Origin of the sequence: Pseudomonas sediminis, from assembly GCF_002741105.1 — a bacterium.
Taxonomy (GTDB): domain Bacteria; phylum Pseudomonadota; class Gammaproteobacteria; order Pseudomonadales; family Pseudomonadaceae; genus Aquipseudomonas; species Aquipseudomonas sediminis.
Map to the genome: position 1 here is coordinate 212,999 of NZ_NIQU01000001.1, position 17,693 is coordinate 230,691.

Below are 17,693 nucleotides of genomic sequence, written 5' to 3' on the forward strand. Positions count from 1 at the left end.
CCTGCCCATGTCCTACTTCGACAACGACGGTTGCCAACTGCATTACGAAGACTACGGCCACGGCACGCCTCTGTTACTGGTACATGGCCTGGGTTCGAGCACGCGCGACTGGGAATACCAGATCCCGGTGCTCGCCCAGCACTATCGGGTCATCGCCCTCGACGTGCGCGGCCACGGCCGCTCGGACAAGCCGCACGAGGCTTACCGCATCGCCGATTTCGCCGAGGATGTCGCCGCCCTGATCGACCATCTGCAGCTTGCACCCGTGCACCTGGTAGGCATCTCCATGGGAGGGATGATCGGCTTCCAGCTCGGCGTAGACCGCCCCGAGCTTTTGCGCAGCCTGACCATCGTCAACAGCGGCCCAGAGGTGAAGGCCAAGAGCGCACGCGACTGGCTGGAAATCGGTAAACGCTGGACGCTCTCGCGTCTGCTCAGCCTGGACACCATCGCCAAGGCGCTGGGCAAGCTGCTTTTCCCCAAACCGGAGCAGGCCGAACTGCGCCGCAAGGTCGAAGAACGCTGGCCGCAGAACGACAAACGCGCCTACCTCGCCAGTCTTGACGCGATCATCGGCTGGGGCGTGCGTGAACGCCTCGATCGCATCACCTGTCCTACCCTGGTGATCACAGCCGACCGCGACTACACGCCCGTTGAACGCAAGCGCGAATACGTGGCAGAAATGCCCAACGCGCGCCTGCTGATCATCGAAAACTCGCGCCACGCCACACCACTGGATCAACCAGAACGCTTTAATAACGCCCTGCTCGCCTTTCTCGGCGAGACCGCCAACAAGGAAAACTGACCATCATGCTCAAGCAACTCGTTCTCGCCACCGGCGCCCTGCTGCTGTCCTCCAGCCTGCTGGCCGCAGAAAATCCCAAGGTCCTGCTGACCACCAGCCTGGGTGAAGTGGAAGTGGAGTTGGCCGCCGACAAGGCGCCAATCAGCACGCAGAACTTTCTCAAGTACGTCGACAGTGGTTTCTACAACGGCACCCAGTTCCACCGGGTGATTCCGGGTTTCATGGTCCAGGGCGGCGGCTTCGATGCCGACATGCGCCAGAAGGACACCAACGCGCCGATCAAGAACGAGGCCGATAACGGCCTGCACAACGTGCGCGGCACCCTGGCCATGGCCCGTACCCAGGTCCGCGACTCGGCCACCAGCCAGTTCTTCATCAACCACAAGGACAACGCCTTCCTCGACCACAGCTCGCGTGACTTCGGCTACGCCGTATTCGGCAAGGTCACCCGCGGCATGGACGTGGTGGACAAGATCGCCCAGGTCCCCACCGGCAACCGCGGCATGCACCAGAACGTACCACGCGAGCCAGTGCTGATCATCGACGCCAAGCGTCTGTAAAGCCCCGTAGGGTGCGCCGTGCGCACGGCGCACCCTACAACTGAAACGACAAAGCCGCCCATTGGGCGGCTTTGTCTTTTAACGGAGGCGCTTATTTTTCGACGAAGGCGCGCTCGATCAGGTAATCCCCCGGCTCACGCATGCGCGGGGAAATTTTCAGACCGAAGCTGTCGAGCACTTCGCTGGTTTCGTCGAGCATGCTCGGGCTGCCGCAGATCATGGCGCGGTCGTCCTGCGGGTTGATCGGCGGCAGGCCGATATCGGCGAACAGTTTGCCGCTGCGCATCAGGTCGGTCAGACGGCCCTGATTCTCGAACGGCTCGCGCGTCACGGTCGGGTAGTAAATCAGCTTGTCCTTCAGCGCATCGCCGAAGAATTCGTTCTGCGGCAGGTGCTCGGTGATGAATTCGCGGTAGGCGACTTCGTTCACGTAGCGCACGCCGTGGACCAGAATCACCTTCTCGAAGCGCTCGTAGGTTTCCGGGTCCTGGATCACGCTCATAAACGGCGCCAGGCCGGTGCCGGTGCTGAGCAGATAGAGGTGCTTGCCGGGGTTGAGGTCATCGAGCACCAGCGTGCCGGTGGGCTTCTTGCTGATGATGATCTCGTCGCCTTCCTTCAGGTGCTGCAACTGCGAGGTCAAGGGGCCGTCCGGCACCTTGATGCTGAAGAATTCCAGGTGTTCTTCCCAGTTCGGGCTGGCGATGGAGTAGGCGCGCATCAGCGGGCGGCCGCTGTCCTGCTGTAGGCCGATCATCACGAACTGACCATTCTCGAAGCGCAGACCCGGATCGCGGGTGCACTTGAAGCTGAACAGCGTATCGTTCCAGTGGTGGACGCTGAGCACGCGCTCGACGTTCATATTGCTCATGATGATTTCCTCGAAGAACTTCAGCGCCAAAGGCGCGATTGCGCGGCATTTTATTCGCGGCAAAAATATCTGTTAAGTGGATTATCAAGATATAGGTTATCGGTTATATAGATATGCGATTTACTCTCAGACAACTTCAGGTGTTCGTTGCCGTGGCGCAGCATGAAAGCGTCTCGCGCGCCGCGCAATCGCTCGCATTGTCGCAGTCTGCAACCAGCACTTCGCTGACCGAACTGGAGCGCCAATCCGACTGCCAGTTGTTCGATCGCGCCGGCAAACGCCTCGCGCTCAATGCCCTAGGCCGACAGCTACTGCCCGAGGCTGTGGCGCTGATCGACCAGGCACGCGAAATCGAACGTTTGCTGGGTGGCAAGAGTGGTTATGGCTCGCTGAATGTCGGCGCCACCCTGACCGTAGGCAACTATCTGGCCACCCTGCTGATTGGCAGTTTCATGCAGCGCCACCCCGAATGCCGGGTGAAGCTGCAAGTCCACAACACCGCCCATGTGGTGCAGCAAATCGCCCACTACGAGCTGGACCTGGGCTTGATCGAAGGCGACTGCCAGCACCCGGATATCGAGGTGCAGCCGTGGGTCGAGGACGAACTGGTGGTGTTCTGCGCGCCGCAACACCCGCTGGCCCAGCGCGGCAGTGCCAGCCTGGAAGAGCTGACGCACGAAGCCTGGATTCTGCGTGAGCAAGGGTCGGGCACACGACTGACTTTCGATCAGGCCATGCGTCATCACCCACGCAATCTGAATATCCGCCTGGAGCTGGAACACACCGAGGCAATCAAGCGCGCCGTGGAGTCCGGCCTGGGTATCGGCTGCATCTCACGCCTGGCGCTGCGCGACGCCTTTCGTCGCGGCAGCCTGATGCCGGTGGAAACTCCGGAGCTGGACCTGCGCCGGCAGTTCTACTTCATCTGGCACAAGCAGAAGTACCAGACAGCGGCGATGCGCGAGTTTCTCGAGCAGTGTCGTGCGCTGACCGCCGGCGTCAGTCGCAGCGATCAGATCGTTCTGCCGCCGATCGTCTGAGCATCAGCCAAGCAGGATGACCACCCAGACCGAGGCGATCATGCCCAGCGCCACGAACTGCGCGGCGCTGCCCATGTCCTTGGCATTCTTCGACAGCGGATGGCGCTCCAGAGAAATGCGGTCGATGGCCGCCTCGATCGCCGAGTTGAGCAACTCGACGATCAGCGCCAGCAGACACACGGCCACCATAAGCGCACGCTCACCGCGGCTGACGTCAAGAACGAAGGCCGATGGAATCAGCACCAGATTGAGCAACACCAGCTGGCGAAAGGCTGCTTCGCCGAAGAACGCGGCGCGCAGGCCATCGAGCGAATAGCTGGCGGCGTTGAGGATACGTTTCAGGCCGGTCTGGCCCTTGAATGGCGACATGCGCCTCACCCCTTCTGGAAGAGGCGCGCAGCTTACTGCATCCACAGCGCGAGCACCTATATGCGAGATCGCGAGCTAGAGGGGTGCAAGACTAAAGCCGCTGAGGCTGAGCAGTTTACGGGCTGTAGATGAGCAGACCGAGCCTGCTTTCAACGCAGCGCCGATGCGCGGCTCACTGCGCGGGGATCGATTCCATCTGCTGCAACAGCAGCGCCGCCTGAGTGCGGGTGCGCACACCCAGCTTGCGAAAGATCGCCGTCACATGCGCCTTGACCGTCGCCTCGGACACGCTCAGTTCATAGGCGATCTGCTTGTTCAACAGCCCTTCGCAGACCATGGTCAAGACGCGGAACTGCTGCGGTGTCAGGCTGGCCAGGCCGGCACTGGCCGCCTTGGCCTCGGCGGAAACCGGCGCACCCTCCTCGGCCAGCGGCGGCCACCAGGTGTCACCATCAAGTACATGGCGCACCGCTTGCTGCAGGGTTTCCAGCGGGCTGGATTTGGGGATAAAGCCACTGGCCCCGAACTCGCGGGAGCGGTTGACCACGGAGGCTTCTTCCTGAGCGGAGATCATCACCACAGGGATCTGCGGGTACTGCCCACGCAGCAATACCAGACCGGAAAAACCGTAGGCACCGGGCATATTGAGGTCAAGCAGGACCAGGTCCCAATCACTCTTGGCGGCCAGGTGGTTTTCAAGCTCTGCGATGCTGGCAGCTTCTACCAGATGCACTTCAGGCCCCAGGCCCAGGGTCAGAGCTTGTTGCAGCGCGCTGCGAAACAGCGGGTGGTCGTCAGCAATCAGGATTTCGTAGGCGGCCATTGGCAGATCCTGTTCTTGTTATAAGTGGCACTGAGGTGAGTATGGCAGTGCTTTTCGCCTGACGACCCGCTCAAGCCTGCTCAATGAGCATCACAGACTCCCCACTCGGACCGACGGCGGCGCTCAGCATGCCGAGCTGTGACGGGGTGGTCAAGCTCAATGCTTTGCGGCAGGATGCGCAACTTTCCCGCCGAGACGCCCCAATGCGAAGCCAAGCCCTGCGCGCCGACCTGTTGATGCTGATTACCGCGATGATTTGGGGCAGCGCCTTCGTCGCCCAGCGTCTGGGCATGGATAACATCGGCCCCTTCCTTTATACCGGCCTGCGCTTCACCCTCGCCTGCCTTCTGTTGCCGGTGCTGGCGTTGTTGCAGCGTCGCCAACAGCGACCCACTGCGCCACTGAATCGCAACCTGCTGGTGGGTGGTGTGATCATGGGGCTGGCGCTGTCGCTGGGGATCAACCTACAGCAGGTCGGCCTGCTGTTCACCACGGTGACCAACTCCGGCTTCATCACCGGTTTGTACGTGATCGTGGTACCGATTCTCGGCCTGCTGATCGGCCAGCGCAGCAGCGCCGGCATCTGGTTGGGCGCCAGCCTGGCAGTGGTCGGCATGTTCCTGCTAAGTGTCGGCGAAGGCTTTACCGTGGCCTCGGGCGACTGGCTGCAACTGGCCGGCGCCTTCGTCTGGGGCATTCATGTGCTGCTGGTAGGTTTCTTCGCCGGCCGTCACGACCCGCTGCGCTTGGCCTTCATCCAGTTCGCCACCTGCGCGGTGATCAGCCTGTTGCTGGCACTGGTTTTCGAGACCGCGACACTGGACGGCATTGTCAAAGCTGCCCCGGCCATTCTCTATGGCGGCGTATTCGGCGTGGCGATCGGTTTCACCCTGCAGGTGGTGGCGCAGCAGCATGCCATCGCCTCGCACGCGGCGATCATCCTCTCGCTGGAGGCAGTGTTCGCTGCCCTCGCCGGCGCCCTGTTGCTGAGCGAAGTGCTGGCGCCGCGCGGCTATCTGGGTTGTGCGCTGATGTTCGGCGGCATGCTGCTGGCGCAGCTGTGGCCCAAGCCACTGCCCAGCGAACTCAGCGGTACGTCTGCAAACGCTGGTGCAGAGCGTCGTTGAGATCCAGCGGCAAACGCCGTTTGGCAGCCAGGTAGTGCTGGCTGAAGACGTCGAGATAATCGTCCAGCGCCTCGCCGGCACGCAGGTCGCCAGCCAGTTCCAGGCACATGGCGGCCACCTCGGCGGTGCACAGGTGCTCGCCACGGGTAGAACGACGCAGGCGATAACGCGATAGCTGCGCCGGCGTCAGGCTGAGCACCGGCAGCGCGTCCAGATACGGGCTCTTGCGAAACATCTTGCGCGCCTCGGTCCAGGTGGCGTCGAGCAGCACGAACAGCGGACGCTTGCCGGGCGCCAGCGTCACCTCCTCGACCACGCGCTGCGGCGCTACGTATTCACCGGGAAAGACCAGATACGGCTGCCACTGCGGATCGGCCAAAAGCTCCAGCAGCGCCGGATCGACGGCCGTGCGCGTCCAACCAAAGGCGTGGGTTTCTGGCACCACATCAGCAATCAGCCAGCCGGTATTGCTCGGTTTCAGCGCCTCAATGTCATGCATCACCAGGCACATGGCGGCATTGGCCTCGACCTGCGGGCGCCAGGCGCACAGGCAATGGGTCGGCTGCACCCGGCAGTGCGGGCAACGCTCGGCACGCGAACCACGGGCAACGAAGGGTTTGAGACTGCGCGCCAGGCGCTCTGTGCGCAGGCGGGCGACGGCATGTGGGGCTGGATGGGTCATGGCGGGAGCGACAACGAACGGGGGCGCGAGTCTAGCATCCCCGTTCGCTGTCAAGGCGACTCAGAAGGTGTGGTTCAACGCCAGCCCGATGAAGTGGATACGCGTCTCGTACTCGCCCTTGAAGTTGCCACCGTTGCCGGTGCAGCGTACGCCACTGTCCTGGTACAGCCCGCCGGAACCTGGCACCCAGCCGGCCGGGGAGCAGCCGTCCTGGTAGTCCATCTTGCCGCTGGAAAACTGCACGTAGCTGTAGGCGAAGTCCAGCGAGGTATCGCGCATCACCTTGTAGTTGGCACCGAACGACAGCCAGTAGCGGTCCGCATCGGGAAAGGCCGGATGACGCAACTGCGGCGAATTGACCGGCGAGCGGTCGTAGGCAACACCGGTACGCAACAGCAGGTCATCGCTGTACTGGTAGTTCATGCCAAGGGAGATCTTGTAGCTGTCCTTCCAGTCCTGCTTGACGTTCAGGTCGCCCTCGGTAACGCCATTGAAGTAGGGATAACCGGCGACCTGATCGATGCCAATGCGTACTTCGTCCAGCCGTGAATGGCGAGTGAAGGTCACATCCGCCATCAGCGCCACCTTGTCGTTGAGCTGGTGGAAGGCATTGAAGGAAAGCATTTCCGGCGTATCGATAGCGGTCTTGCCCTTGGAGTTGGGATGCAACCTGGAGCCGGCGAAATCTCCGGGGTTGATCCAGTTGTCCGGGTCCAGCACCTGCCCCAACGCGTCGGCAGGCGGCAAGGTGATGATGCCGAGGTCGATACCGCCACTCAGATCGGTATCGGGTGAAGGCACGCTGCCCGATACGCCAGAGAAGCTCCACTTGGTCTCACCTTCCAAGGTGTGGCGAATGTTGGAGCGATAGGACACGCCAAAGCGCGTCGACTCGGTCGGCTCCCACATGTAGCCGATATTCCAGCCGAATCCCCAATCATCCCCCTTGACCCGGAAGTAGCCATCACCCTGAACGTTGTCAGAGAAATTCTTCGCCACGCAGTCGACGAAAGCATCACCGGCCTGACCGTCGCAACTGCTGATCTCACTGGGCACATCGATGCCGTACAACAACGGAATGGCGAACTGACCAAGCGGTGATGCGGCCAACTCGGTCAGATCCTGATTGGCCGTGACGAACTGCCCCGCCAACTGCCGCGAAGCACCTTTGACATCCGCCGCACCGCGCTGAATGGACTTGATGTACTGCGCTGACACGCCGAAGCCGACACTGTGGTGCTCGTTGAAACGGTAGGAAATGCTTGGGTTGAAGGTCACCGTCTCCAGGCTGGCCGACTGGATGCCGTAGCGTCCGGCCCAGTCCTCCTTGTAATCGAGCTTGGCGCCGAACGGGGTGAAGATACCCAAGCCGATCGTCACCCGGTCGTTGATCTCGTGGGAAAAATAGAAGTTCGGGGCGGCGGCGGCATCGGGCAGAAACTCGCCCGCATCCCCCGATACAGGATTGCCGAATACATCGCTGCTGCCCTTGTCTTCGTACTTGCCATCCGGGAGCAGAATGCTCAATCCGGAGGTGACCTGGGTGCCCTTGAGCCGTGCCAGGCCGGCCGGGTTGTAGAAAATGGTCGAGGGGTCGGCGGCCTCGGCACCGTTGGCATGCGCCGAACCCTGCGCCGCCACCGACTGCGAACCAAAGTGATAACCGGATGCCTGCACCTGCATAACGGGCAAAAACAGTAAACTGCCGACCACCACATGCGATGGCCAGCGCCGAAAGAGCATTGTCATTGTTATTCTCCTGCACGCTGCTTGAACACCGTGCAGCTCGGCGATGACCAGAGGCAGACTTCAGGCAGGTCCGTACTGGCGACATCCGACTACAACGGCGGCTCAGAGTCTGTGACGTGCAGGTTTGGCCGATGATCCCCGGCCTTTGGTCGTGATGACGGGCAGCGGCCAAAGGCCAGCATGTCCCTATCGGTAACACTTTGTTTCACGCGGGCAAATAGCCAGCGGCGCGAACATTCGCCGCGAGCCCCTGTCCAACCCACGTTCACGCCTTCAGGAGTCACAAGACATGCTGCGTTACATCCTCCCCGCTCTCGCGTTCAGCCTGATGCTTCCCACTGCCCAGGCAGCCTCGTTGAAGGAGATGGAACTGACTCGCACCCTGGAGCAAGTCGCCCGACAGAGCAGCGAGGGCACGCCGCGGGCGATCAACGAGGACATTCTCGATCAGGGCTATACCGTGGAAGGGCACACGCTGATCAACCATCTCAGCGTGCGTGAAGCGCATGCGGCGCAGATGCGCGGCAACCCCGACACCGTGCGCGCTCAGTTGGCCGCCAGCGTCTGCCGCAATCCCGGCTATCGCAACCTGTTGGCCCAGGGGGCACAACTGCGCTACCAGTTCAGCGAATACCGCAACAACCGTCCGGTGACCGTCGAAGTGTTCGACAAGAGCGACTGCGGCCTCTGACCCGGGGCTGACATCAGTTTCTTTCCGCTCGGCGCTGCGCGTCATCGGCGCGCAGCTCGGCGAGCAAAGCCTCCATATAACGCGAGCGCCGTACGCCGCCCTCAAGGCGACGCATGCACTCATCCTCCAGACTCAACTGGTTGGTTCGTGCAGCTTGTTGCAGCATGCGATAGAGGTCTGTTTCGATCTCCAGAATCAGCTTGGGCATACCTGCCCCTCCCTTCCTATTAACCACACAGCAGACTCGACCTGGCTGGTGAGGTTCCACCAGCCCGTCGGGGCCACTTGTTTTTCGCCCACCAGTCTTGAGCGAAGCACCTCAGCAGCAGTTGATGAGCGATTGATGCATAACACTGAGCCCAGCGCCATGGCTGCGCTGCAGCGATCACAGCACTAAACACAGCCTGCTCTGTACAAGTAAATCAGAAGCCTGACCCGAGCTTGTGCGCTCAGACAAACGGCAGGGCATAGGCCAACTATGCTGAGAAAACCGCCCCGCAGGCTGGCTGACCTGCATCAAGGCCAGCAACGGACAAAAACGACAGACTCGCCTCATCATCACGACGAGGATAGAACAATGGCCCTGCTCACCTTCATCGGCGCGATCCAGCATGTCACGGGCTCCTGCTACCTGATAGAAAGTCGCGATGGCGCCAAGGTGCTGCTCGAATGCGGCATGCACCAGGGACGCCGCCAGGAAGAGGATCTGAACCGCAGTGCATTTCCTTTCGACCCGCGCAGCCTGGATGCGGTGGTGATCTCCCACGCCCACCTCGATCACAGCGGGCTGCTGCCGCGCCTGGTCGCCGAAGGTTATCGAGGCCCGATCCACGCCACCGAAGCCAGCTGCGAACTACTCGAACTGATGCTGCTGGATTCGGCCTTCCTGCAGGAGAAGGACGCCGAATGGGAAAACCGCTGGCGCGCACGCCAGGGCAAGGCAGCAATCAAACCGCTCTACACCATTGCCCATACCGAGCAGGCGCTCAGCCAGCGCCGCGCGCATGCCTACGGCGAAGCGGTCGAGGTTGCCAAGGGCGTGCAGGTAACCTTCCACAATGCCGGCCACATCCTCGGCTCGGCCATCGTCGAGATGCAGGTAGAGGATCACCACCTGCACCGCCATCTGGTGTTCTCCGGCGACCTGGGCAATACCTGCTCTCCGCTGATGCAGGCACCGACCCAACTGAATCAGGCGGACGTGTTGCTGATGGAGTCGACCTACGGCGACCGCAATCACCGACCCAGCGACGAGACCCTGGAAGAGCTGGCCGACATCCTGCAGCAAGCCCATAGCGAGGGCGGCAATGTACTGATCCCCTCCTTCGCCGTTGGCCGCACCCAGGACCTGATCTATTACCTCGGCCGCTTTTATCAGGAAGGCCGTCTGCCACAGCAGGCCGTGTTCCTCGACAGCCCCATGGCGATCCGCGCCAACGCCATCTACAGCCGCTTTCATGACCAGTTCGCGGCTACCGATCGCGCGGCGCTGGCAGCCAAGGGTGTCAAGCGAGTCGAGGACTGGCTGCCAATGTTGCGCTGCACGCCGACGGCCGAAGAGTCGATGGCGATCAACCGGATCAAGAGCGGCGCGATCATCATCGCCGGTGCCGGCATGTGCAATGGCGGGCGTATCGTTCATCACTTCAAGCACAACCTCTGGCGCGAGAACTGCCATCTGGTGTTCCCCGGCTTCCAGGCCAAGGGCACGCTAGGCCGTTTGATCGTCGACGGCGCCGAAACCGTCAAGGTGCTGCACCAGCGCATCGCGGTGAAAGCCAAGGTGCATACTCTGGGCGGCTTCTCCGCCCATGCCGGGCAATCGCAGTTGCTCGACTGGGCCAGCCAGTTCGAGCATCACCCCGAGCTGTATCTCGTGCATGGCGAGCTGGAGAAGATGCAGGCCCTGCAAGCCACTCTGCGCGAACGCCTCAACTGGATCGCCAACATTCCCGAACCGGGTGAACAGATCGCCCTGTAACCGGTGCTTAGAACCCGTTCACGATCTCGCGAGCTAGAGCACTGCAACACCGATGGCGGCCCCGCAAAAATAGACGAGGAACGGTCGGAGTCGCGTGCGACTTTACGAGTTGTAAATGAGCATTTGACCGGGCTGGCGTTCCAGCCAGTTTTTAACGCCGCAGGGCCGACGCGCAGCAGATCGTGAACAAGTTCTTACGAAAAGGTGGCAACGAAACGGCAGACTGCCTGTGGCAAGCTGCTCAACACTCCATAATCAAGGAACCGGCCAAAGCGAGAGGCTAATCGCCCCTCACAGGCCAAGAAGAGGAGAGTTTCCATGCCCTTTGAACCGGACGACTATCTGTCGCGCCATGTGCAAACCAGCGAGGTCGACCTGAGCAGCAAGGTGGAAGAGCTGGTCGCTCTGGCAACCCCGAGCAACAGCCCCAACCTGTCGCTGTACCGCGAGATGCTCACCACGGTGATCCATATGGCCCAGGCGGATCGGAACCGCTGGGACGCCAAGATCATGATGCAGACCCTGCGCGAGATGGAACATGCCTTCGGCGTGCTGGAACAACTGAAACGGCGGCGCAAGGTCACGGTATTCGGCTCGGCACGAACGCCACCCGATCATCCCCTGTACAGGCAGGCTCGCGAGCTCGGCGCATTACTGGCACACCGCGATCTGATGGTGGTCACCGGTGCCGGTGGCGGCATCATGGCCGCCGCTCATGAGGGCGCCGGCGCGGAAAGTAGCCTGGGCTTCAATATCACCCTGCCCTTCGAACAAACCGCCAACGCGACCATGCGTGGTAGCCATCACCTGCTGTCGTTCCACTTCTTCTTTCTGCGCAAGCTGTTCTTCGTCAAGGAGGCCGATGGCCTGGTGCTGTGCCCCGGCGGTTTCGGCACCCTCGACGAAGCGTTGGAAGTGCTCACCCTGATCCAGACCGGCAAGAGCCCGCTGGTGCCCGTGGTACTGCTCGACCAACCGGGCGGTAGCTACTGGGAAGATGCACTGGGCTTCATCCGTCGCCAGCTTGGCGATAACGGCTACATCCTGCCCACCGATCTCAACCTGATGCACCTGGTCTACAGCGCCGAAGAAGCGGTGGACGAAATCGCCCGCTTCTACCGCAACTTCCACTCGACCCGATGGCTCAAGGATCGCTTCGTGATTCGCCTCAATCATCCGCTCAACGAGGCGGCTCTTGCCAAGCTGGACAGCGACTTCGCCAGCCTGTGCAAGGAAGGCGGCTTTACCCAGCAACCCTACTGCGAGCAGGAACGCGACGAGCCGGAACTGTGCGATCTGACCCGCCTCGCCTTTGCCTTCAACGGCCGCGACTACGGCCGCCTGCGCGCGCTGCTCAATGTGGTCAATGAACCGGATAACTGGGCGAGCTGACTCGAACCCTGAAAAGCAAAAAGCCCGGCGTGTGCCGGGCTTCTTTTGTACTACATGCTGATCAGGCGTTGCCCGCGACGTTCATTCGCGCAGCCTGGGTGAAATCCAGCATACGCTTGAGCGGTTTGATCGCCTTGGGGATCAGCGCCGGATCAACATGAATCTCGCCAGAGCCCTGACGCAAGCCGGTCAGTACGCGCTCCAGGGTGTTCATCGCCATCCACGGGCAGTGCGCGCAACTGCGGCAGGCGGCACCGTTACCGGCAGTGGGTGCTTCGATAAAGGTCTTGTCCGGGCACAGCTGCTGCATCTTGTAGAAGATGCCGCGGTCGGTGGCGACGATGAAGGTCGAGTTCGGCAGGGTCTGCGCCGCCTTGATCAACTGGCTGGTGGAACCCACGGCATCGGCCAGCTCCACCACGTTCTGCGGCGACTCCGGGTGCACCAGGATGGCGGCGCCCGGATACAGGGCTTTCATGTCCAACAGCTGCTTGGACTTGAACTCCTCGTGCACGATGCAGGCGCCGTCCCACAGCAGCATGTCGGCACCGGTCTCGCGCTGGATGTAGTTGCCCAAGTGTTTGTCCGGTGCCCAGATGATGGTCTCGCCGTTGTCCATCAGGCTCTCGACGATCTCCAGCGCGCAGCTGGACGTCACCACCCAGTCGGCGCGCGCCTTCACGGCGGCCGAGGTGTTGGCGTAAACCACCACGGTGCGCTCCGGGTGTTGGTCGCAGAAGGCCGAAAATTCGTCCACCGGGCAACCCAGGTCGAGCGAGCAGGTCGCCTCCAGGGTCGGCATCAACACGCGCTTTTCCGGGTTGAGGATCTTCGCCGTTTCGCCCATGAATTTAACCCCGGCCACCACGACGGTCTGCGCCGGGTGCTGATTGCCGAAGCGGGCCATTTCCAGAGAGTCGGAAACGCAGCCACCGGTTTCCTCAGCCAGCGCCTGGATGACCGGATCGCAGTAATAGTGCGCCACCAGCACCGCATTCTGCTTCTTCAGCTCGGCGGCGATTTCACGGCGATAGAAAGCTTCCTCCTCGGCAGTTAGCGGTTTGGGCTGCTTTGCATCGAGGTGGGCTTGAACCAGAAGGCGTTCGGAAATCTGCGTCATATCATCGAACCTGCGGCGCTCTTGAGCGAGCTGCGAGTATACCCCCTGGCTGACCATCGCCACAGGCAGGGCAACATCGGCCAGAGGGCTTTTCCGAGAGCAAAAAAAAGCCAGTCTCACGACTGGCTTTTGCGATCTGGTGGGTCGTGTAGGATTCGAACCTACGACCAATTGGTTAAAAGCCAACTGCTCTACCAACTGAGCTAACGACCCAACGCGAGGCGCATGATACTGATTTAATTCAGGAAATCAACACTTCGCGAAAACTTTTTCACACATAGCGCGTAGCGTCAGGCACGCCGGCTGCGGTGAAACCGGCTGCACGCAGGCGACAGCTGTCGCACTTGCCACAGGCGCGGCCGTCATCATCGGCCTGGTAGCAAGAGACCGTGAGTGCGTAATCCACGCCCAGGCGCATACCGGCGTGGATGATCTCGCCCTTGCTCATCTGCTGCAGCGGTGCGCGAATGACAAAGCCCTGCCCCTCCACACCCGCCTTGGTCGCCAGGTTGGCCATACGCTCGAAGGCGTCGACGAACTCGGGGCGGCAATCCGGGTAGCCCGAGTAATCCACCGCGTTGACGCCAATGAAGATATCGCGCGCCTCAAGCACCTCGGCCCAGCCCAACGCCAGCGCCAGGAACACCGTGTTGCGTGCTGGCACGTAGGTGGCGGGTATACCTTCAGTGGGCGATTCGGGCACGGCGATGCTGCTATCGGTCAACGCCGAACCGCCGATGCCGTTGAGGTTCAGGCCGATCACCTTGTGCTCTACCACACCCAGCTGCCGCGCCACGCGCTCGGCGGCCTGCAACTCGGCACGATGGCGCTGCCCGTAATCGAAACTCATGCTGTAGCAGCTGTAGCCTTCGGCCTTGGCCATGGCGACCACGGTGGCCGAGTCCAGGCCACCGGAAAGGAGGATGACCGCTTTCTTGTCGTTCATATTCAGTGTCCCGGCTCGTCGTTCCAGAGAATCTTGTGCAGCTGCAGTTGCAGGCGTACTGGCAGGTTATCGGTCACGATCCAGTCGGCCAGTGCACGTGCATCGACCTGTTTGTGACTGGGTGAGAACAGCACCTCGCCGGCACGCGCGGCCAGGTCATATTCGATCAGTTTGGATACTGCCCAGTCGTAGTCTTCACGCGAGCAGATGACGAACTTGACCTGATCGTTGCGCGTCAGCCACTGGATGTTCTCGTAGCGATTGCGCGGCATTTCGGCAGAGCCCGGGGTCTTCAGGTCGAGCACCTTGCTGACGCGCGGATCGACTGCCGATACATCGAGCGCGCCACTGGTTTCCAGTGATACCTCGTAACCGGCATTGCACAGATGCGTGAGCAAGGGGATGCAGTTCGGCTGGGCCAGCGGCTCGCCGCCGGTCACGCAGACGTAGCGCGGCCGATAGGCAGCCACTTGGTCGAGGATACTGCCCAGGGTGACGATCTCGCCGCCACTGAAGGCGTAGGCGGTGTCACAGTACTGACAGCGCAGGGGGCAGCCGGTCAGGCGCACGAATACCGTCGGCAAGCCGGCGGTACGCGTTTCCCCCTGCAACGAGTAGAAAATCTCGGTGATGCGCAGGGTTTCTTGCATGGTAGCCACGGGCGTGATGACGAAACAGGCCATCCGCCTCCGTTGCGTGAAAGACAGGAACGCCGGCGTCGACCGACATTCGACAAGGCATGGCGACAAGGACATCAGCCGAGCTGAAACCCCGCCTCGCATGCGAGCGCGCATTCTAATGGATCACGCGACGCCAGATAAGAAAAACCCGCGACATGCGCGGGTTCATTCATCGAGTTCGGCTTACAGCCTTTGCAGATCGCGCTGAGCCAGCTGGGCGGCCGAGCTACCCGGGTACTGCGCGATGACTTGCTGAAGAATGCCACGAGCCTTGTCGTTGTGACCCAGGCGACGCTCGACATCGGCCAGCTTGAACAGTGAATCCGGCACCTTGGCGTGGCTCGGATAAGCCTGGCTGACCTTGGCAAAGGCTTGACCAGCTGCCTGCAAGTCACCCTTGGCCAGATTCACCTCACCCAACCAGTACTGGGCGTTACCCGCATATTGGCTGCTGGGATAACGGTTGAGAAAGGCGCCAAACGCCTGCGACGCCTTGTCGAAATCCTTGGCCTTGATCAGGTCGAAGGCGGCGTCGTAATAGAGTTTTTCCTTGGCCGGATCACCCGGCTCGGCGCTGGCCTGCTGCTGTGCGGCAGGTGGCGTCGGGGTGCCATTGGCGTTTACCACGCCATCGGCTGAATTCTGTGCAGGAGCTCCACCGGCAGCAGCACCGGAAGAAATGCGTTGATCCAGATCCTGGTAACGCTCCAGGCCTTCCTGCTTGAGGCGCTGGATTTCATTCTGCTGCTCTTCGACCATGCCCCGCAGTTGCGCAATTTCCTGCTGCATCTGCTCGAGTTGGTTGAACAGCATACCCTGCGCAGAAGCGGGTGCTTGCGCACCCGCTCCGGCGGAGGAGCCGGCCGTACCATAACCCGCCGGTGGATAGCTGCTGCCCTGTTGCATGGAGCTGCTTTCCAGTACGGGAACCTCCGCCATCGCCGCGAGCGGCAAGGCGAGTGTCAGAAGGGTCAGGATACGGCGGCAATCTCGCATGGCAGCTTACTTACGCAGCTCTACGCGACGGTTCTGAGCCCAGGACTGCTCGTCGTTGCCAGTGGCAACCGGACGCTCTTCGCCGTAGGAAACCAGTTCCAGCTGAGCCGGGGAAACGCCCTGCAGAACCAGGTAGCGTTGAACGGCCTTGGCACGACGCTCGCCCAGAGCCATGTTGTACTCACGGGTACCGCGCTCGTCAGCGTGGCCTTCCAGAACGACGCGAGCGCCATTGCCTTTCAGGTCCTTGGCGTGTACGTCCAGAGCGCGCATGGCTTCGGCTTTCAGGTCGGAGCTGTCGTACTCGAAGTAGAAGGTGGTGATAGCGCGCAGAGCAGCTTCTTCGCTCAGGCTGCCATCAACAGCGCCAGTGTTGGCACCGTAGCCAGCGTTCGGGTCAACAGCGCCTTCGCCAGCAGCGTCGCCGCCTTTGGAGGAGCAGCCTACAGCAACGGCGAGAGCCAGGGACAGTGCAGCGAACTTACCGAATTTCAGCATTTCCATCATATAACTCCTAATGAACCCCAGTTGTGTTAAGCAAAAAAGGTGTAGCGCCGCATCAGTTCAGGTAAGGGGACCAAGAAGGCTCTCGAACTTCGCCTTGAGCGGTAGGAAGAGGGAGCCTCACGCGTCCATTGGTGGACGCCAACATCAAGACTCCCCGGCCCTGCTGGCGGGTGGCGTAGATTAGCATGGTGCCATTGGGCGCAACAGTGGGCGACTCATCCAAACTTGTGTCTGAAAGTATGCGCAAACGGTTGGTTTCCAGGTCCTGTGCAGCCACTTTGAACACGGTGAAGCCGTCCTGACGATGAATCATCACCAGGGTCTTCTCATCAGCCGACAATTTCGGGTTGGCGTTGTAGTTACCCACGAAGGTCACACGCTCCACTGCCCCGCTATTGATATTGGTCTTATAGATCTGCGGACGACCCGCACGATCCGAAGTGAAGTAAAGGGTCTGACCGTCCTTACCCCAGAAGGGTTCGGTATCGATGGCGTAATGGTTGGTAATGCGGCGCATCTGCCGGCTGCCCATATCCATCACGTAGATTTCCGGGTTGCCATCGCGCGACAGCACGAAGGCCAGGCGGTTGCCGTCTGGCGACCACGCCGGCGCACCGTTGAGGCCTTCGAAGTTAGTGATCTGCTCACGACGCCCGGTGTCGATGTGCTGTACGAAGATGCGCGGGCGACGCTGCTCGAACGAGACGTAAGCGATACGGCGGCCATCCGGCGCGAACGACGGCGACAGGATCGGCTCGCGCGATTGCAGCAGGGTTACCGCACGGGCACCGTCGTAGTCGGAGCGCTGCAGGGTGTAACGGGTGTTGTTGGTGCCCATGCGCTCGGCAGTGACGTACAGCAGGCGCGTGGAGAATGCTCCCTTGACGCCGGTGAGCTTCTCGAACGACTGGTCGGCGATATGGTGAGCCATGTCGCGCAGCTGGTCGGTACCACCACCGACATTTCCGGTCATGACCTGCTGCTCGGTGTTGACGTTGAACAGCGCGTACTGAATCTGCAACCGGCCGCCGTTGGGCACGATGTTACCGACCAGCACGTACTGGGCACCCAGTGCTTTCCAGTCACGGTAAATGACTTCGCTGGCCTGGGTAGGCAAGCTGATCATGTTCTGCCGCGGGATGGGCTCGAAGTAGCCGGAGTTGCGCAGGTCGTTGCCGATGATCTGCGACATGTCCTCGGGCAGCACCGAACCACCCTGCCAGCCGAACGGCACGACGGCAATCGGGGTGGCACGGTCAGCGCCTTGGGAAATCACCAGCGGATCGGCCGCCTGGACACTACCGACCAGCATGACCAGCCCCAGCAGGGCGATACGAATCAGGGTATTCACAGA

At 61.4% G+C, this 17,693-nt stretch carries 19 protein-coding genes and 1 tRNA gene; 7 read left to right on the plus strand and 13 right to left on the minus strand.

Going from position 1 to position 17,693, the window contains the following annotated elements; translation table 11 throughout:
- Window positions 1–7: 7 nt before the first annotated feature.
- Window positions 8–805: an alpha/beta fold hydrolase gene (locus CDO35_RS01080; RefSeq protein WP_099522185.1), complete on the plus strand. Its 798-nt coding sequence runs from the start codon at window positions 8–10 to the stop codon at window positions 803–805.
- Between the two features lie 5 nt (window positions 806–810).
- Window positions 811–1,365: a peptidylprolyl isomerase gene (locus tag CDO35_RS01085; RefSeq protein WP_099522186.1), complete on the plus strand. Its 555-nt coding sequence runs from the start codon at window positions 811–813 to the stop codon at window positions 1,363–1,365.
- Window positions 1,366–1,456: 91 nt separating this feature from the next.
- Here the strand turns inward: CDO35_RS01085 and fpr are convergent, their stop codons facing one another.
- Window positions 1,457–2,236: a ferredoxin-NADP reductase gene (fpr, locus tag CDO35_RS01090; protein ID WP_037005020.1), complete on the minus strand. Its 780-nt coding sequence runs from the start codon at window positions 2,234–2,236 to the stop codon at window positions 1,457–1,459.
- A gap of 113 nt (window positions 2,237–2,349) precedes the next feature.
- Here fpr and CDO35_RS01095 point away from each other — a divergent pair, with 113 nt between their 5' ends.
- Window positions 2,350–3,276 carry a LysR family transcriptional regulator gene (locus CDO35_RS01095; RefSeq protein ID WP_079784346.1) on the plus strand — a complete coding sequence of 309 codons (927 nt, stop codon included), beginning with the start codon at window positions 2,350–2,352 and terminating at the stop codon, window positions 3,274–3,276.
- A 3-nt stretch (window positions 3,277–3,279) separates the two neighbouring features.
- On the opposite strand, the gene CDO35_RS01100 is transcribed toward CDO35_RS01095, so the two are convergent.
- Complete coding sequence (locus tag CDO35_RS01100) at window positions 3,280–3,645, minus strand: diacylglycerol kinase (protein WP_099522187.1); 366 nt, start codon at window positions 3,643–3,645, stop codon at window positions 3,280–3,282.
- A gap of 172 nt (window positions 3,646–3,817) precedes the next feature.
- Window positions 3,818–4,468, minus strand: coding sequence for a response regulator transcription factor ErdR (gene erdR, locus CDO35_RS01105; protein WP_099522188.1), 651 nt, complete (start codon window positions 4,466–4,468; stop codon window positions 3,818–3,820).
- A gap of 203 nt (window positions 4,469–4,671) precedes the next feature.
- Between erdR and CDO35_RS01110 the strand changes: the two genes are divergently transcribed.
- Window positions 4,672–5,595 (plus strand): DMT family transporter, encoded by a 924-nt coding sequence (locus tag CDO35_RS01110; RefSeq protein WP_099522189.1) that lies wholly within the window; start codon window positions 4,672–4,674, stop codon window positions 5,593–5,595.
- On the opposite strand, the gene CDO35_RS01115 is transcribed toward CDO35_RS01110, so the two are convergent.
- Window positions 5,555–6,277, minus strand: a complete 723-nt coding sequence (locus tag CDO35_RS01115) for a tRNA-uridine aminocarboxypropyltransferase (RefSeq protein WP_099522190.1) — start codon at window positions 6,275–6,277, stop codon at window positions 5,555–5,557. The two genes, CDO35_RS01110 and CDO35_RS01115, sit on opposite strands and share 41 nt — an antisense overlap.
- A gap of 60 nt (window positions 6,278–6,337) precedes the next feature.
- Entirely contained in the window at window positions 6,338–8,026 is a 1,689-nt protein-coding gene (locus CDO35_RS01120) for an OmpP1/FadL family transporter (RefSeq protein WP_099522191.1), read from the minus strand.
- A 289-nt stretch (window positions 8,027–8,315) separates the two neighbouring features.
- Here CDO35_RS01120 and CDO35_RS01125 point away from each other — a divergent pair, with 289 nt between their 5' ends.
- On the plus strand, window positions 8,316–8,717 hold the full coding sequence (locus CDO35_RS01125; protein ID WP_099522192.1) for a quorum-sensing-regulated virulence factor family protein: 402 nt from the start codon (window positions 8,316–8,318) through the stop codon (window positions 8,715–8,717).
- A 13-nt stretch (window positions 8,718–8,730) separates the two neighbouring features.
- On the opposite strand, the gene CDO35_RS01130 is transcribed toward CDO35_RS01125, so the two are convergent.
- Window positions 8,731–8,925 (minus strand): hypothetical protein, encoded by a 195-nt coding sequence (locus tag CDO35_RS01130; protein ID WP_099522193.1) that lies wholly within the window; start codon window positions 8,923–8,925, stop codon window positions 8,731–8,733.
- Between the two features lie 369 nt (window positions 8,926–9,294).
- Here CDO35_RS01130 and CDO35_RS01135 point away from each other — a divergent pair, with 369 nt between their 5' ends.
- Together CDO35_RS01135 and CDO35_RS01140 are read left to right on the plus strand one after the other, a co-directional pair.
- Window positions 9,295–10,698 (plus strand): MBL fold metallo-hydrolase RNA specificity domain-containing protein, encoded by a 1,404-nt coding sequence (locus CDO35_RS01135; RefSeq protein WP_099522194.1) that lies wholly within the window; start codon window positions 9,295–9,297, stop codon window positions 10,696–10,698.
- Between the two features lie 318 nt (window positions 10,699–11,016).
- On the plus strand, window positions 11,017–12,090 hold the full coding sequence (locus tag CDO35_RS01140; RefSeq protein ID WP_099522195.1) for an LOG family protein: 1,074 nt from the start codon (window positions 11,017–11,019) through the stop codon (window positions 12,088–12,090).
- Window positions 12,091–12,151: 61 nt separating this feature from the next.
- Here CDO35_RS01140 and nadA read toward each other — a convergent pair whose 3' ends face one another.
- The 7 genes from nadA to tolB form a co-directional block, all read right to left on the minus strand.
- Window positions 12,152–13,210 (minus strand): quinolinate synthase NadA, encoded by a 1,059-nt coding sequence (gene nadA / locus CDO35_RS01145; protein ID WP_158233719.1) that lies wholly within the window; start codon window positions 13,208–13,210, stop codon window positions 12,152–12,154.
- Window positions 13,211–13,347: 137 nt separating this feature from the next.
- Window positions 13,348–13,423, minus strand: a tRNA-Lys gene (locus tag CDO35_RS01150).
- A gap of 58 nt (window positions 13,424–13,481) precedes the next feature.
- Window positions 13,482–14,156 carry a 7-cyano-7-deazaguanine synthase QueC gene (queC, locus tag CDO35_RS01155; RefSeq protein WP_099522197.1) on the minus strand — a complete coding sequence of 225 codons (675 nt, stop codon included), beginning with the start codon at window positions 14,154–14,156 and terminating at the stop codon, window positions 13,482–13,484.
- A gap of 2 nt (window positions 14,157–14,158) precedes the next feature.
- The gene (gene queE / locus CDO35_RS01160) at window positions 14,159–14,806 is read right to left on the minus strand and encodes a 7-carboxy-7-deazaguanine synthase QueE (protein WP_099522952.1); all 648 of its coding nucleotides are present in this window, start codon (window positions 14,804–14,806) and stop codon (window positions 14,159–14,161) included.
- Window positions 14,807–15,019: 213 nt separating this feature from the next.
- Entirely contained in the window at window positions 15,020–15,832 is an 813-nt protein-coding gene (ybgF, locus tag CDO35_RS01165; RefSeq protein ID WP_099522198.1) for a tol-pal system protein YbgF, read from the minus strand.
- A 6-nt stretch (window positions 15,833–15,838) separates the two neighbouring features.
- Window positions 15,839–16,336, minus strand: a complete 498-nt coding sequence (gene pal / locus CDO35_RS01170; RefSeq protein WP_003241687.1) for a peptidoglycan-associated lipoprotein Pal — start codon at window positions 16,334–16,336, stop codon at window positions 15,839–15,841.
- A 55-nt stretch (window positions 16,337–16,391) separates the two neighbouring features.
- Window positions 16,392–17,690 (minus strand): Tol-Pal system beta propeller repeat protein TolB, encoded by a 1,299-nt coding sequence (gene tolB / locus CDO35_RS01175; protein WP_099522199.1) that lies wholly within the window; start codon window positions 17,688–17,690, stop codon window positions 16,392–16,394.
- Window positions 17,691–17,693 lie beyond the last annotated feature (3 nt).

What these genes read in the sequence shown, in the direction of transcription:
- CDO35_RS01080 (WP_099522185.1), top strand. Translation starts at nt 8, where the DNA reads ATGTCCTACTTCGACAACGACGGTTGCCAACTGCATTACGAAGACTAC.
- CDO35_RS01085 (WP_099522186.1), top strand. Translation starts at nt 811, where the DNA reads ATGCTCAAGCAACTCGTTCTCGCCACCGGCGCCCTGCTGCTGTCCTCC.
- fpr (WP_037005020.1), bottom strand. Translation starts at nt 2,236, where the DNA reads ATGAGCAATATGAACGTCGAGCGCGTGCTCAGCGTCCACCACTGGAAC.
- CDO35_RS01095 (WP_079784346.1), top strand. Translation starts at nt 2,350, where the DNA reads ATGCGATTTACTCTCAGACAACTTCAGGTGTTCGTTGCCGTGGCGCAG.
- CDO35_RS01100 (WP_099522187.1), bottom strand. Translation starts at nt 3,645, where the DNA reads ATGTCGCCATTCAAGGGCCAGACCGGCCTGAAACGTATCCTCAACGCC.
- erdR (WP_099522188.1), bottom strand. Translation starts at nt 4,468, where the DNA reads ATGGCCGCCTACGAAATCCTGATTGCTGACGACCACCCGCTGTTTCGC.
- CDO35_RS01110 (WP_099522189.1), top strand. Translation starts at nt 4,672, where the DNA reads ATGCGAAGCCAAGCCCTGCGCGCCGACCTGTTGATGCTGATTACCGCG.
- CDO35_RS01115 (WP_099522190.1), bottom strand. Translation starts at nt 6,277, where the DNA reads ATGACCCATCCAGCCCCACATGCCGTCGCCCGCCTGCGCACAGAGCGC.
- CDO35_RS01120 (WP_099522191.1), bottom strand. Translation starts at nt 8,026, where the DNA reads ATGACAATGCTCTTTCGGCGCTGGCCATCGCATGTGGTGGTCGGCAGT.
- CDO35_RS01125 (WP_099522192.1), top strand. Translation starts at nt 8,316, where the DNA reads ATGCTGCGTTACATCCTCCCCGCTCTCGCGTTCAGCCTGATGCTTCCC.
- CDO35_RS01130 (WP_099522193.1), bottom strand. Translation starts at nt 8,925, where the DNA reads ATGCCCAAGCTGATTCTGGAGATCGAAACAGACCTCTATCGCATGCTG.
- CDO35_RS01135 (WP_099522194.1), top strand. Translation starts at nt 9,295, where the DNA reads ATGGCCCTGCTCACCTTCATCGGCGCGATCCAGCATGTCACGGGCTCC.
- CDO35_RS01140 (WP_099522195.1), top strand. Translation starts at nt 11,017, where the DNA reads ATGCCCTTTGAACCGGACGACTATCTGTCGCGCCATGTGCAAACCAGC.
- nadA (WP_158233719.1), bottom strand. Translation starts at nt 13,210, where the DNA reads ATGACGCAGATTTCCGAACGCCTTCTGGTTCAAGCCCACCTCGATGCA.
- queC (WP_099522197.1), bottom strand. Translation starts at nt 14,156, where the DNA reads ATGAACGACAAGAAAGCGGTCATCCTCCTTTCCGGTGGCCTGGACTCG.
- queE (WP_099522952.1), bottom strand. Translation starts at nt 14,806, where the DNA reads ATGCAAGAAACCCTGCGCATCACCGAGATTTTCTACTCGTTGCAGGGG.
- ybgF (WP_099522198.1), bottom strand. Translation starts at nt 15,832, where the DNA reads ATGCGAGATTGCCGCCGTATCCTGACCCTTCTGACACTCGCCTTGCCG.
- pal (WP_003241687.1), bottom strand. Translation starts at nt 16,336, where the DNA reads ATGGAAATGCTGAAATTCGGTAAGTTCGCTGCACTGTCCCTGGCTCTC.